The 14995-nt window shown below is 33.6% G+C and carries 14 protein-coding genes; all 14 read right to left on the reverse strand.

Translation table 11 applies throughout. The annotated features are described in order from the left end of the window. Window positions 1-4: 4 nt before the first annotated feature. Complete coding sequence (locus ACSHW7_RS09145; protein ID WP_435679039.1) at window positions 5-1132, reverse strand: glycosyltransferase family 4 protein; 1128 nt, start codon at window positions 1130-1132, stop codon at window positions 5-7. Continuing rightward, complete coding sequence (locus tag ACSHW7_RS09150; RefSeq protein WP_435679040.1) at window positions 1132-2493, reverse strand: hypothetical protein; 1362 nt, start codon at window positions 2491-2493, stop codon at window positions 1132-1134. Before ACSHW7_RS09150 ends, ACSHW7_RS09145 begins: the two co-directional genes overlap by 1 nt. A gap of 42 nt (window positions 2494-2535) precedes the next feature. Next, the gene (locus tag ACSHW7_RS09155) at window positions 2536-3501 is read right to left on the reverse strand and encodes a hypothetical protein (RefSeq protein ID WP_435679041.1); all 966 of its coding nucleotides are present in this window, start codon (window positions 3499-3501) and stop codon (window positions 2536-2538) included. 78 nt (window positions 3502-3579) lie between these two features. Beyond that, window positions 3580-5034 (reverse strand): MBOAT family O-acyltransferase, encoded by a 1455-nt coding sequence (locus ACSHW7_RS09160; protein ID WP_435679042.1) that lies wholly within the window; start codon window positions 5032-5034, stop codon window positions 3580-3582. A 4-nt stretch (window positions 5035-5038) separates the two neighbouring features. Further along, a complete protein-coding gene (locus ACSHW7_RS09165; protein WP_435679043.1) occupies window positions 5039-5734 on the reverse strand; it encodes a cytidylyltransferase domain-containing protein in 696 nt (231 codons plus the stop codon). Further along, window positions 5734-6894, reverse strand: a complete 1161-nt coding sequence (gene neuC / locus ACSHW7_RS09170) for a UDP-N-acetylglucosamine 2-epimerase (RefSeq protein ID WP_435679044.1) — start codon at window positions 6892-6894, stop codon at window positions 5734-5736. The genes ACSHW7_RS09165 and neuC overlap by 1 nt, the downstream gene beginning before the upstream one ends. A gap of 2 nt (window positions 6895-6896) precedes the next feature. After that, entirely contained in the window at window positions 6897-7892 is a 996-nt protein-coding gene (locus tag ACSHW7_RS09175) for an N-acetylneuraminate synthase family protein (protein WP_435679045.1), read from the reverse strand. Next, window positions 7892-9019 carry a glycosyltransferase family 4 protein gene (locus ACSHW7_RS09180; RefSeq protein ID WP_435679046.1) on the reverse strand — a complete coding sequence of 376 codons (1128 nt, stop codon included), beginning with the start codon at window positions 9017-9019 and terminating at the stop codon, window positions 7892-7894. The genes ACSHW7_RS09175 and ACSHW7_RS09180 overlap by 1 nt, the downstream gene beginning before the upstream one ends. Window positions 9020-9021: 2 nt before the next feature. Further along, window positions 9022-10044 carry a glycosyltransferase family A protein gene (locus ACSHW7_RS09185; RefSeq protein WP_435679047.1) on the reverse strand — a complete coding sequence of 341 codons (1023 nt, stop codon included), beginning with the start codon at window positions 10042-10044 and terminating at the stop codon, window positions 9022-9024. A 30-nt stretch (window positions 10045-10074) separates the two neighbouring features. Continuing rightward, window positions 10075-11076, reverse strand: coding sequence for a glycosyltransferase family 2 protein (locus ACSHW7_RS09190; RefSeq protein ID WP_435679048.1), 1002 nt, complete (start codon window positions 11074-11076; stop codon window positions 10075-10077). Beyond that, the gene (locus ACSHW7_RS09195; RefSeq protein WP_435679049.1) at window positions 11069-11893 is read right to left on the reverse strand and encodes a glycosyltransferase; all 825 of its coding nucleotides are present in this window, start codon (window positions 11891-11893) and stop codon (window positions 11069-11071) included. Before ACSHW7_RS09195 ends, ACSHW7_RS09190 begins: the two co-directional genes overlap by 8 nt. Window positions 11894-11947: 54 nt before the next feature. Then, complete coding sequence (locus ACSHW7_RS09200) at window positions 11948-12751, reverse strand: class I SAM-dependent methyltransferase (protein ID WP_435679050.1); 804 nt, start codon at window positions 12749-12751, stop codon at window positions 11948-11950. Window positions 12752-12914: 163 nt separating this feature from the next. Next, window positions 12915-14054 carry a glycosyltransferase gene (locus ACSHW7_RS09205; protein WP_435679051.1) on the reverse strand — a complete coding sequence of 380 codons (1140 nt, stop codon included), beginning with the start codon at window positions 14052-14054 and terminating at the stop codon, window positions 12915-12917. A 1-nt stretch (window position 14055) separates the two neighbouring features. Continuing rightward, entirely contained in the window at window positions 14056-14994 is a 939-nt protein-coding gene (locus ACSHW7_RS09210) for a glycosyltransferase family 2 protein (RefSeq protein ID WP_435679052.1), read from the reverse strand. Window position 14995: the final 1 nt, after the last annotated feature.

Genomic DNA, 14995 nt, shown 5'->3' on the forward strand with positions numbered 1-14995 from the left:
AACCTCATAGCGATTGGTAAAATTTAATATTTTTCTCTACTAATCCAAATATATCAAATCGGGAAAGCACATCTTCCCTTGCGTTTTTACCCATGGTAATTGCATCTTCTTTATTTTTCAACATTTTAATAACTTTTGCAGCAATATCTTCAGGATTATGAGGGTCGCACAGTAACCCAGTTTTATTGTGCGTTACAGCTTCAAATCCTGGGCCAATTGAACTGCCTATAAATGGTTTTCCTGAAGATAAAACTTCCAGCCAAGCAATAGGCATTGCTTCCATGTGTGATGGGTAAACACATATTTCAGCAAATTTTATAAAACCGTAAATTTCGTCATGAGGTACAGGTCCCACTATATTTATTGCACTTTCTATTTTTTTTGGAATTTGTGTTTTTAAGTATTCTATATAAGACCGGCCATCAGGATAAAACCAATCTCTACCCACAATGGTTAATGTAGTCTCTGGGACTTTATCTATTATTTTAGGCAGTGCTTGTACTAATTGTCTTATTCCTTTTTTTTCACAAACAGTACCTACAAACAACAAACTATTTTTTATTGTTTCAGAATAGTCTACCTGCGGAAATTTTGTTGTATCCACAGGGTTATAAATTATCTTTAAAGTTCTATTATTTAAATTTACTTTGCTGAAAGTAACCTCGGCCACATATTCACTAACTGCTATAAATGCATCAGCTTTTTTAAACGAGTTCTTCTCTAAAAAAACCTTTTTCGCCTCCGTAGAACGATTTTCAAATGTGGTAAAAAAGTGATGCCCGCCATGTAATCTTATTACCTTTTTGATATTCTTTGGCACGTTGATTAAAGCAAGTCCCATTTCAGAAGCCTCTAAAACATCTATCGCTTTTTCTGTATTTAAATGTTTGATCTTTTTACTAATAGCTTTTGCATATATCAATGCATTAGAAAACAACCCTTTTTTTTTAGGCAGTCGATATATTGTTATGCCAGTATCATTTAAAACAGTCTCTTTCTCGACAACTCCCATGCCCACAATGAGTACCTCATGTCCTTTATTAACTAAAGCCCTGCCAAAAGTTTGAAGAAAACTTCCTACCCCGCCCGACGTCCATAATGGATATTCATGAGAAATAAAGAGGATACGCATTAAAAAATTTTTTTAATTATTTTTTCGGAAGCCATTGTTGCATCCTTCACAACAATATCAAACCATTGGTTGATTTCAGAAGTATTTTCAGAAATGGCATTATCTAAAACCTGTATTATTTCAGTCTTATTATTAAACCAAAATACTGCTTTTTTTGAAGGCATGCTTCTAAAATGCTGATAGTTATAAATAGTTTGTACAGACCAATTGGAATCAAGAACATGGTCGTAATTTATATAAACGCAAGGTTTGTCAAACATAGCAAAATCAAACGCCATTGTAGACCCTACATTAATAACCACATCAGCATAAAAAGCCAGTGAAACTAGTAAACTCACATCATTAATTGTGGGATACACAGCGCTCCAAACATCATTATTATAGTTCCAAAGTGGGGGGATTTCAATAATGAGATTGGGGAATTTTTTAATTACCCAGTCGTATCTACCGCTAACATCTACAGGGCATCTTCTAAAAACTATTTGATAGTCATGCTGTCTATTTTCATTTACAATCGCTGAAGCTACATCATTGAGATATTGTGGGTCGTAAGGAGAAGTTTTAACATCATCGCCCGAAAAACAAATTGTTTTCTTATTGGCATCTAAACCATACTTTTTATAAAATTCTGGTTTTGGAATAATGTGTTTTTCATTTTTGTAAAACTCAAATTGCGGAGTTCCTGTTACAATTATTTTTGATGGTTCAATTTCAGGATAAAAAGTTTCTAATTCTTTTTTCATGAATGGGGACCAAACGAGGTATTTGTCAGCTTTCAATGCTAACCGTGCTTTCGGTATGTTATCCCACGAGTAAATTACTGTTGCCGATTTTATATTTAAATCCTGTGCCGCGGCAAAAATAGTAGGGGCTTTTAGTGCTCGTTGATGTGTGCAAAAAATAACATCTGGTTTTTTATCTTCTAGAATTTTACAAATCTTAAGATAAAATGGATTTTTCCGAAGTGTTTTTTGATACCTGTCTTCTAACTTTATAATTTGGTTATACGATGAAATAGTTTTAGCTGCTATATCGATGGCGCCGTAAAATATTTTTAGTTTTTTAGAAGCGTGTCCACGTTTATAAAATTTTAAAATGGTGGGATTATTTTGTGTTTTTGCATTATGCTTTATCCTGCATAAATGGATAAGTTCTCTTAAAAATTTTTCGGTATAACTTTCTTTATAATTTGGAATTTGAATGGTATTATCCAGTTTAATTTCAGCTGAAATATGTGCTAAAGTATCATTGTCAAAATTATGAAAGAGCGTCAAATCTACTTCTTCACTTTTAAAAACATCACTGTACAAGTAATTTTTAATACCTGTACCATCTGGACAAAAAATAAAAATTTTTTTCAAGTTATGCTGAAATGGTTGTGAAACAAAGATACATTTAGAATTTTAGAATTTTTCACTGTATTTTAAAATGGAATCTGACACCCGCTTTGTAAAAAGTGTTGCCCCTTTTTTATTAAGATGAAATGTATCGTATAGATATTCTGTATTAGCACAGAGAGGGTCGCCCGTAAAGTCTATAAAATAAACGCCATCATTTTTATTTGCAAAATCTTCGTACCATTTTCTTACCATAGACAGATTGGGCTCTTCGTAGGCTTGTCTAGCAATATGCTCGGGCGACCAAATTAAAAAGACTTCAATTCCAGTAGTTTTCATTTCAAAAACTCGGTTTTTAAGGATATCAAATCCATTTTTCAAAGAAATAATATCAAACTCAAAACCTTTACGGGCCACTTTTTTAAGTCGGGAAATCGCATTGGGGTCCCAGTTTAAATCTTTAGGTTGATACCCTTTTGGATAATGAATATCATGAGGTTTTATAATGAAAACTGCAGACAACAAACCATCTTTTATAGCTCCATAAAAACCTCTGTATTTGTACATTGGCAAAACATATTCATGAAAAATATTTTTATCAAACTCCTTTAATGTAGAATAATTGTCTAGAGTATAATAGGGCAAATATTGCGTTTTTGCAAACAACTCTTTCGTAGAATTTAAAGAATTAACATCAACATTAATTACCGCAATCTTAGGATTTTTATTGTTTTGTAAATACGCGTTATACTTTATTTTTTGAATATCGAAAGTTAATTTAATACCCCCCAAGTTATAGGCAGAGAAGCCTGTTTTTTTCTCAATGAGCAGTGGATCAAAATGCCTTAGTGCCCGCGAAGAACCCATAATTAACAATTCGGCATTTATAGTACCATTTAAAATGTCATTCCAATTTTCATATAATGCCACATCAGTTCTTCGCAATCCGAAATCCACAACAAGCTGCAAACACCATAAAAGCGCGTATAACCCTAAAGAAGCAAGTAAAAGCTTTTTAATAAATAACTTCATTTGATAAATTTAAAGACGATAAACCGAATGGGGTCTGATTAATATTTTGATTAAATTTCAAAATAAACATTTCTCATATTAAAACTGAAAATATATAAACCCTTTTGCTTCATTATCAATACTCAAGATTATTGTGAGCACAAAAAAGAAGTACAGGCCGTATCTAAAAAATGCATTGTTCTTTAAAAAAGGCCCCACAAAAATGTCTCTATTTCTGCTGGACCACTCAATTAAAATAAAAATAAACACAAGTGCCAGCACAATTTTAAGATCAATATTTTCTGTCAATCTAGTGGACAATACATTGAAATGTGCAGTCTTAAAAATGTTTTTTATATAATCTAAGCTATGGGCAACAGAGTCGGCTCTAAAGAAAATCCACGCAAAGGTAACGAGCGCAAATGTTTTTAAAATCGCAAAAAATTCTGACACCTTCGGAAATGTGCCGTTTTCTGAAATTCCTCCTAAATATTTACGATTTTGACCAATTAATGCAAGCGGGACAAAAAACAATGCGTGGATACCACCCCAAGCAATAAAAGTCCAATTTGCACCATGCCAAAAACCACTCACTAAAAACACAATAAAAATGTTCCTTAATTGAATTATAGTAGACCCTCTACTTCCACCCAAAGGGATATAAAGATAATCTCTAAACCACGTGGAAAGTGAGATATGCCATCTTCTCCAAAACTCACCAATATTCCTTGAAAAATAAGGGTATTTAAAGTTGAACATCAAGTTAAAACCAAAAAGCCTAGCAACTCCAATAGCGATATCACTATACCCAGAAAAATCACCATAAATCTGAACCGCAAATAAAATAGCACCCAAAATGATAATTGGGCTTCCGTAGTCTTGGTAATTTAAAAATATATCGTCTACAAATGGAGCAACACTATCTGCGATCACTATTTTTTTAAATAGACCATACAATATCAACCGAACTCCAAATACCGATGCTTCGTAATCAAAATTTCTTTTCTTTAAAAACTGAGGAAGTAAACTAGTAGCTCGCTCAATAGGTCCTGCTACCAACTGCGGAAAAAAGGCAACGTAAGCAGCGAATGCAATAAAATTCCTAGAGGGTTTTAATTTATTTCTATAGACATCAATAGAATAACTAAGCGTTTGAAATGTATAAAAAGAAATCCCAACAGGGAGAATTATCTTTAAAGTAGAAGCACTCATTGAAACCCCTAAAGTTCCCCAAGCGTCTATCCAACTTTCAACAAAAAAATTATAGTATTTAAAAACACCCAATAAACCCAAGTTAACGATTACACTTAAACCTAAGAGCATTTTTCTTTTACTTACATTACTCGCATTTTCGAGTGATATCCCAACCACATAATCGACTAATGTACTAAAGATAATGAGCGACAAAAAACGGTAATCCCACCAACCATAAAAAACATAACTGGCAACTAAAATCAATGCATTTTGAACGCTCAGCTTTTTTTGGAATACAAACCAGTATAGCACAAAGACTATGGGAAGAAAAATAAAAAACTCAAAAGAGTTGAATAGCATAATCCTATTTTTTCAAGAGCTTAAGAATTGTTTCGGCTTTTTCCCAATCTTCCATGGTGTCAATGTTTACGTATGTTAAAGCATCGGTCTCTATAAAAGTTGTCTTATTTCCGAAGAAAGAATTATACCTCATCAATGTTTCGGTTTTTGTAATATAAATGGCGCCATCTCTAATGTAAGCGTCTGGCAATTCTTGACGACGTTTGATAATTTCACTTTCTCCCGTAGCAATTTTTAAAGTCCCGTTTACCTCTTCAAAAACCCAATGTGGATTAAATTGGTGTGGAACTTTTTGTACCGAAATGAGAGAATCACAGTTGGATTTTTTAAATCTTTCAATTGCGGCATCAATCATTTTAGCGTTTCTAAAAGGTGTGGTTACTTGTAATAAACAAATCGCATCAAAAAAAACACCTTGATTTTCGTAGAACGAAATAGCATGTTGAACTACTTCCAAAGAGCCAGCAGTATCTGTTGCTAAATGTGCAGGTCTTTTAAATGGCACCGAAATACCCTGCTCCCTTGCAAGCCCAATAAGCGTGTCGTCCTCAGAAGTAAAAACTAACTCATCAAGCATTTTTGCGCCCTTTGCAGCGGTTGTTGTGTACTGCAATAATGGAATACCGCCGAGTAACTTTCGGTTTTTATTGAGAATACCTTTGCTACCGCCACGTGCAGGGATGATGCCTAATATTTTCATTAGTAGGTAATGGTTTTATGAAAACGGAGCTCAATCGTAGCTAAAATTTCAGCAATCCTTTTTCCGCTTTTGCCGTCTCCGTATATCGTAGTTTTTTCGTTCTTTGGATTTTTTATTTGTGATTGGATGGCTTTTTTGATTTCAGTTTCATCATAGCCTACATCAATGATGTTTTTACCTCTAAGTCTTCTATTTTGTCGCGTCCCTATATTGACAACTGGCACACCTAAATACGAACATTCTCTTATACCAACACTACTGTTACCTATAAGGCATTTACTCTGTTTTAATAGTTTTAAAAAGTCCATTGGCTCCATATTTTTAAAGAACCTTATGTGTTGCGGATTGTGTTTTTCGCGGTAACTGCGTATTCCGTTTGAGGTTCCGTCTGCACCAGCATCTACATTGGGCCAAAACCAAAAGGTAGGAATCTTTAACTCATCAACAATTTTTAATGTTTTGAGAACATCTTCCTTTGCTTTGTCATATTCGGTTGTCACCGGGTGTTGCATCACCACCAAATAACCCTCTTCGATAGGAAATGTTCCTCCAACGCCACCATATTTTTCAAAAGGGTTGAAATCCAAAGATTTTGATTCTTCAACAGCTGCAGCGAGATCGATTGAGGGGCATCCCGTGTTAAAAACATATTCCTCATCTTCTCCCATTTTTATAACGCGAGCCCTAGCATCTTCGCTTGTAACCAAATGAATATCAGCTAATTTTGTGTTTGCGTGACGTACTTTTTCATCAATGTTACCCGTAACTTCTCCACCTTGTAGATGAATCAATGGTATGTTTTGATACGCAGCAGCGATAGAAGTTGCAATCGTTTCAAACCTATCTGCAATGGTCAAAACTGCATCCGGTTGTAAATTATAAAACACATTGGCGAGTTCCATAACTCCAAGCCCTGTGGTTTTTGCCATAGCGGTTTTATTTTCACCCTCAAGCACCATAAAAACTTTCTCGTTAATGGTAAAACCATCTTTTTCAATAAAATTGATGGCATTTCCATAACGGTCTAATAATGCAGATCCAGCGATGACCAATTGCAATTCTAACTCTGGGTGGTTTTTTATGGCCAGCAAAGCCGTTTTTACCCTGCTATACGAAGGACGTGCTGTAATTACTGCGCATATTTTTCGTTTATCTGCCATAGTTATTTATAATCATCTTCATTTATAAAATCCCATTGTTGCATATTCTTTACTACTTTTTTACCCAATAGTTCTTCATATTTTGACGCATCTACTCCAAATCCTTTTGGTTTTTTTGCTTCAAGGTCATCAAACGTAATACTATGACCTTCTTTCACATCTTTATTAATTGCCAAGGATTTTTCAAAAATAGATTTCAAGTTTTTAAAATCTGAATTATCTTTTTTATCTATCGGAAATTTTAATGCTTCGGAAATTTCTTTTACTCCTTGTACCAATTGTTTTGTTTCGGTCATCGTTAGGGAAGAAGAAACATCGGGTCCAAATTGTGCTTTATCAAAAATCACGTGAAATTCTAAAATTTCAGCACCTAAAGCAACCGCCGCGATTCCCGCTGCTATTGTTGCCGAATGGTCTGAAAAACCAACCGTAACTCCGTATCTTTCTTTTAATTCTTTAATTACATTTAACCCGTATTGCCTGGGTTGCGTGGGATAACTAGTCGTGCATTGCAAAATGGAATAGGTAGCTTTATGCGATTTAAAAAAGTTTACAGTAGCATCCAATTCCTCAAAAGAACTCATCCCACTCGAAATAATTATAGGTTTTCTCGTTGCAATTACTTTTTTCAATAATAAAAAATTATTGACTTCTCCACTGCCTATTTTGTATTGCTCCACACCTGCTTTTTCGAGTACATCTACAGCTTCGTTACTAAAAGGGCTGCTCATAAAAATGAGGCCAACTTCTTTACAATGGTTTCCTATTTCAATCCACTGTTCTTGCGTAAATTCCATTCGTTTCCAATAATCAAAACGCGTTTTGTCCTGTTTTGAAAAATGTACCCTAAACGGTTCGTGGATGCTACTTTCGGCAGCTGCGATGTGGGTTTGAAATTTAATGGCATCCACACCAGTTTTTGCAACAGCATCGATATATGCATGTAACATTCCTAAACTGCCATCATGTGCTTGTCCTATTTCGGCAATAGTTAACATTAGCTTATATTTAATTTTGCCTCAGCAATTTTACTATTCATTTTTTCTTGCCAAACGTTAATATCGTACATTGTTTCAAAATCTTTGGTGTAATACGGATTGTCATAATTATTGGCTTTGTACTCTGTAATACTTTCGTTTATAGTAGTCACCCATTCATCAATAAAATTAGGGTGTTCTATAATTTTTCCATACTTACCGTGGCCCAAAACCTCTGGGATTCCTCCTTGGTTGGAAGCAATACAATAACACCCGCATTTGAGTGCTTCGGCAAGTACGATTCCAAATCCTTCTTTCCAAAGGGATGGAAATAAATAAAAATCTGAAACTTGATAATATTGTGGCAAAATATGATTGGGAACTCTCCCTATAACACGTACTCCGGGCTGCGTAATTTCCTTTTCAACACCTACAATGAGTAATTGCATTTCGGTTTCCGAAGTAAAAATTCGTTTCCAAACATCTAGAATAAGGTGTAACCCCTTTTTGGGTCTGTCCTGAGAGCACCAAATAAATACAAGTTTTGCAGTGATATTCAAATCACTTTTTTCTACATCTTTCGCACCTCTATTAAGGCGGTAAAATTGTTTTGAACTTGTTGCATTATGCATGACACCGCAACGCATTGTCAATGCATCGTAATAGTTTTTATAATGCTCGTACGCCAAGGCAGTCAAGAAGAACATTTCGTCAATTCCATTTAAAAATGGCTGCGCGCGTTCGTCTTTGTAAATAATATCAAATCCTTGATAATAATATTGTATGTAAAAGTTATTTCGACTATAGTTTTCAGTAATAAACTCATTGAGGGGTATGATAAAACCGCTGTGATCTATGACCTGAATAATGTATTTTTCGTCCTTTTTCAGTACTGCATTGAGCGCATCAAAATAGCCGTTAAACCTACTTTTATTATCAAACTTGTTTTTGATTTTATCAATCGCACCAACCTGTGTAATATAAGAATATTGCACTCCTTCCACTTCTTCATCGCCCTCGGGACAGACAATAATATCAAAAGGGTGCGCTCCACTACGCAAGTAATGATTATACATGGTCGTCCAACTCGCTATCTTATTATAAGGTAGGGGATACTGACAAATGAGGATGGTTGTTACGCTTTGCATTTTTAAAATTCAGGATGATTCATTCCTTTACTTCTGAAATATATTCGCCTTAAAAAATCGTTTCTTATGATTAATTTATAACCCACTTTTCCTAATATTTGGGAAAATTTTGAAATTCCTTGGACCTTAAAATCAATATCCTGCTCATTTCCGAAGGAATCTGAAGAAACAATTGAATCAAACATGGGCTTCATCCAAGGCTCTTCTTTATTGCCCAAATGTCTTGCGTAGCAATCCATCGTTGCCAAACGTAAATATCCAGCAGCATCATTAGGCCCATCAATATACTTCTTTAACGACTCACCACCAATTTTAAATTGAGAAGGACGCGGTGGTGCTTTTTCAAAAACCTGTGATCGCATCGTGACCACAAAATGGCCACATCCCATTGCCGCTTTTTTCTCTCTTTTTTGTAAAATGAGATATTTTTTAAAATGGATGCCCTTAAATAATTGTGTACCAATACTTTCTTGAAATTGTTGAAGAGCGTCTGGATTGACAACAGTATCAAATTTAAATAATCGATTGACAAAACCATAATAGAAGGTGCTATTTACAAAACTACTTTTATACGCAACCGGAGCTGGAACTGGAGCAACCATGCCTGCTTTGGGGAAGTCAATAAAAACTTTTTCAACTGCTTCCTGCCAATTATTGAGAAAAAGCACATCTGCGTCTGTAACTGTAATCAAAGGCTCAACATTACTTTTAACCGCACTATACACCGCATTGATTTTCCCTAAATTAATATCGCTATCCAGTAATTGGTCTATAATTACATTTGAAGTTTTTAGCTCTTTTAAATACGTTGTAACGTCATCGCAACAACCATTATTGATTATTGAAACTCGAGTTTTTTGGTGTACTGTTTTTAGTAAACTTTGAAGACAATATTTTAAAATTGGGAATGCTTCCTTAAAATAATCCTCCTCTGTATTTGGAATATAGACAGGAACAATAACTCTGTGATAAAAAGATGTCACAAGCTGTTTATTTGCTTTTGTAGGATTACTGCCTATGCGCATGTATGGTATTGGTCAAATTGTTATCGCAAGTTAAAAACTTCTATGATCAAATTGTGGGAAATAGAAAAATTTATACCCTTTTTTAAAAATTCGCAGGAGTAAATCTCCAAGTAAAAGTTTTTTCTCAAACTTATTGTCTAGATGCGTTTGCTTCACCATAGAAATCAACTGTGGGAAACATTTTTCTCTAAAGGCTTTTTTATCGGCAACATTATCTAGCGCAACCATCACATCATAATAATTTACAGCTTGGCGATAAAACAGATATTCAAGTAATTTGTTTTTTGATGGATTATCTGTCGCATTTATTAAATCAAATTGTTTTTCTCTTAATCTAAAAACAGAAAGCTTTGCTTTAATGCTTGTCCCAGCATTAGTAGAGATACTTTCGTTATCGCCTCTTTTAAAAAACAATGGCTTATCTATAAATCGAGTGTATTTAAAGCCTTTGAGCAACATTCTAAAATGAAAATCTTTTTCTTGAGATCTGTGCATTTCTTCATCAAAAACCTCAGCACTCTCTATAAGTTTGCTTTTGCGCCATAATGGAGAGTTTGTGTAAAAACAAAAATCGTGGAGAATATAGTTTTCTATTTCATTATCGGTTTTATTATCCACTGGTTTCATGTAGGTATTCTCTCTTCCATCATCATAAAATCGTTCACCATAGCAAGCAGCCATGTCTATTTCGGGATGTTTTTTTAGTAATTGTAATTTCTGTTCAAGAAATTCAGGCGCCGCAATATCATCACTATCAAACCAATTAATGAATACCCCACTACTCTGCTCAAACCCATAATTGCGACAGGCATTTGCGCCTTTTTGCCTGTTGGGTGGTCTGCTCAACAATTTAAATCTTTTGTCTTTTACCGTATAGTTTTTAATTACCTCAACGGTGGTATCTGTGGAGCCATCATCGACTATTAAACATTCCCAATTTTCATGTGTTTGACCGATAAAACTTTCCAACGTTTCGTACAACAAATCTGCGCGATTGTAGGTGGGGATTATGATAGATATTAAATTATCCATGTATCAAAGATTTAATGGTTCGCTTTAAAGCATTTAATTTCAATCTATAATAAACGCCAATATTTCGGAAAAAAAGTGTATTACATGCGACCGTTTTTAAAACACTTTTATTAATTCCAAAATCATGTAAGTCAATTTTTAAATCTGAATACAAGTTACTTTTTGAATTATTTATTTTATTCATGTCATGAATAATCTCTAACCAATACCGATTTTTTCTATCGATTTTTTGAGGTGAAAACGTTTTAAAGTCAGTATGCATTTTGCCTAAAACGGTTATGGGTTTTTCTGAAATTTCAGCAAAAGAAATAAATTGATTGAATTTGTGATGATACTTTCTTACATCTAATGTATTCCCTGAATTTAAAACTCCCTGATAGCCATTTTCAAAATCTAAAACCCCAGTATTATCTTTAAAATGCTTTTGTACTGTTGCAATAAAGTTTTTGTGAAGTGCATCGTCATTATCAAGCCGCGTGGTAATTAGTTTTCTATTTTGATAGCTTTCTTGGTCAAAAAAATCTTTTAATGTGGGCATCAAACTTTCTATTCCGTCGATATAAAAGATTTCGATAAAATCATACTTTTCAAAATTGATTTTAGCTCTTGTTCTGTATTTTTCTGGAGTATTTATATCAAAAAAAATAAGCCATTTAAAGTTTTTTGTCGTTTGGTTCAATATTGAAGAAAGGGTGAAGGTTTCAAAAAGATAAAACCGATGTTCTAGCCATTCTTCAGTTAAAACTTTATGACCACTTCTTGTCTTATTCCACGATGCTACTTTGAGGTTAAAGCGGGTTAATAGAAAATGGTTCATAAAATTTAAATAAGGTGTTATCAATTAATAGCAGTTAAAGATACCAATCACTTTTTATCCAATCATTGCTTTAAATTCTTCAAAAGAAACAAGTCCCAATTGCTGGGTTCGATTTTCATCCATACTATTATATTCAAAAAATTCATTGACCATTTCTGGTTTAGGGTATAGCTTTTTAGATGTACTAATTACCCCAATACCCCAATCTGAATCTACACAACAGGAATATAATTTTTCATTTAATCTATACTTATAAAATCCTTTCCAAGTAGTTCCGTTCCAAAATTTACCCGCTGGTGATAATGAAAACGGCTGATTTTCTCTCGCATGAAATGCTGTGGGTGGATTACAATCGTGCAGTACAATAAATCCATCTTCTTTTAAAAAGGCAAGCGAGTTTTCAATATCCTTATCCACCTGATGGGCTAGATGCAGTCCATCGATGAATATCACATCAAATTTTATATCGCTGGATAATAATTCTCCTTTTTTAAGCTGATTGAAAAACTGGTCGCTGGTGAGTTTAAAATCCACTGGATTTAACGCATTTTCAAAACCAGGATCCACACTATATTTAAATGAAGCTTTGATTTTATCAAAATTTGCTTCCGGAAATCTAACTCCTATTTCTAAATACGTAGTTTCTCTATTCAAGCTTTTCAAACAGTGATTAATGACATCAAATCTTTTAACTTCCTTTAATGCCTCTGCTTTGTTTTTAAGAATTGCAGCTTTATAATAATTATCATTTTCAACACTGTTGCCTCTTTGGTATTTACGTTCAAAACTACTGTCAGAAAACGCAGCGAAAGCTCCTTTTAATTTCTTCTTGAAAATTTTAATCTTGTAGTGCATCATCTGTTTATGTTTAAAGGAATAGCAGCGAATTTACAATCAATTAGTCAAAAACACCCATTCACTCCATCAAATAAAACCGAAAGTATAAAGGTTAACTATTTTGTTTATAGAACTATTGGTTTAAGTGAAAATCAAATTTCAGCTAAAATAAAATTATTTCTGTTTATTTTATTGAACCAAGTATTTCTTCCTCTAAATAGTGATACTTTTCAATGACTTGGGTTTTAATAGTTTCAAAAGATAAGTTGGGAGCTATTTTTGTTTTATTGAAATGTTGCGCTGAAACTAATACCTTTTTATTTGTCAAAGCATTTTTTACGTGCATTGCTATCTCTTGAGTGTCTTCTGGATCATTGATCAGAAAACCGTTCACTCCGTCTTTGATTATTTCGGCAGTGGCGCCTCCTGGATTAGATTGTATTGGGAATGCTCCAGAAACAATAGCCTCGAGCAAGGTATTCGGCATACCATCTGATATGCTGTTACCTATGTACAAAATACTTTGTTGCATTATGTTTAAAATTTCCTCATGAGGAACATTATCCTTTGTGCTTTTAACAACTATGTTATATCCCATTTCTTGCATTTTTAATGCAAATTCAACAACCGGTTGATGCGCGCTAAAAATAAAAATCTTATATTTTTTAGTATGTTCTTCACTTTGCACAATCGCATTGAGAACATTTAGCGCTCTACCAAAACTATGCTCGTATCCTTTAAGCATAATGGTATCTCTTTCTTCTACAGGCTTTATTTTGTTAGGAATTTTATAGCCTCCACCTCCAGGATAAACTCCCAATACTTTTCCTTTGAATCCATTTTGTTTTGCGAGCTCAATATCTCTTTGTGTATCTGAAAAAAGATAATCCAGTCGCGCGAGCATTCGTTTTATTTTTTGACCAGCGACAGTTAAATGTTGGAAATAATAAATATCATTACCCCAAGTATTACAAACCCAAGGTATGTTTGGGTGGTCTTCCATAAATGGAATGATGGTATAGCTCATATTCATATTTAATGAGTGTACAAAATCTGGTTGGACATTGTCAATCGCTTTTTTAAAACTGTCGTAAAATGATCTTAAAAAAAGTCTACCTATTTTTTTTATAATCCTATTATCTGATTTTAACGTCCAATTTCCTAAAGCACTGTGTTCCCATTCCAAAATATTCATTTTTACAAAAGAGTCTGGAATTTCTCTTTTCATAATATTAAAAAAATATAATTCGTGTCCCTCCTGCTCTAACTGGTAATACCATCTTGACGTATGTATTGTTGGTAAAGCAACGATTAAAATCCTCATTTTATATGAGATTTAAATAATGAGAACCTTTTGTTTTATTTTTTGCCCTGCTCTTGATTAGAGTTTCTTTGAGAGCTGTAAATTTTTTGTATTCTGAAAAAGCTCCTTTTGCTAATTTAAAATTACCAATCATACATTGAAATAAAAAAGCTTTAAACAGCTGCCTTTTTTTGTATTTAAATTTTGATTCAAAAGTTTCTAGAGAGACGTCTCCATATTTTTTTTTAGCAGCATAATCACTTTGATAAAAATACTTTTCAGAATAAAAAAAAGTTTCTTCGTATTTACGGTCTTTTGTATCGTGATTGACAAATGTATCTGGCATCACGGCAATTTTGTAGTCGTGGAACAAAACTCGTTGACAATAATTGGTATCCTCACCTAAATAAAAGAACATAGGATCAAAACCTCCAACAGTTTCAAATGTTTCACGGTTGATTAACCAGCAAGCTGCAGCTATAAAAGGAACCTCATAAACATCTTGTTTTTTTTTGTCTAATATAAAATTGCTGTAAAACAGTGGATTAAACTCATATCCTACGTACCTACTAAATGATCTTTCGAGATATTCTCCATTCCAATCGCAATGTATGGGACTTAAAATACCATATTCACTATGGCGTTTTTGAAAACTAACCATTACATCCAAAGATTTTTTAGACATTTTTGCATCTTGATTAAGTAACAATACATGTGCTGCCCCATTGTTTAAAGCGTAATCAATACCTACATTATTGCCAATCCCAAAACCTAAATTTTCTTCTTGCTGAAGCAGTACTACTGCAGGAAATTTCTCTTTAATTAAAGAAACAGTTTTGTCCTTAGAAACATTATCAACAACGATAACGGTACTGTCATTATATACTGAAGAAATACACTCTTCTATCCATTTCATTCCGTTATAAGTAACAATAACAGTAAATACATTATCTTTTTTCATG

It is taken from the genome of Patiriisocius sp. (assembly GCF_051252435.1).
Taxonomy (GTDB): domain Bacteria; phylum Bacteroidota; class Bacteroidia; order Flavobacteriales; family Flavobacteriaceae; genus Patiriisocius.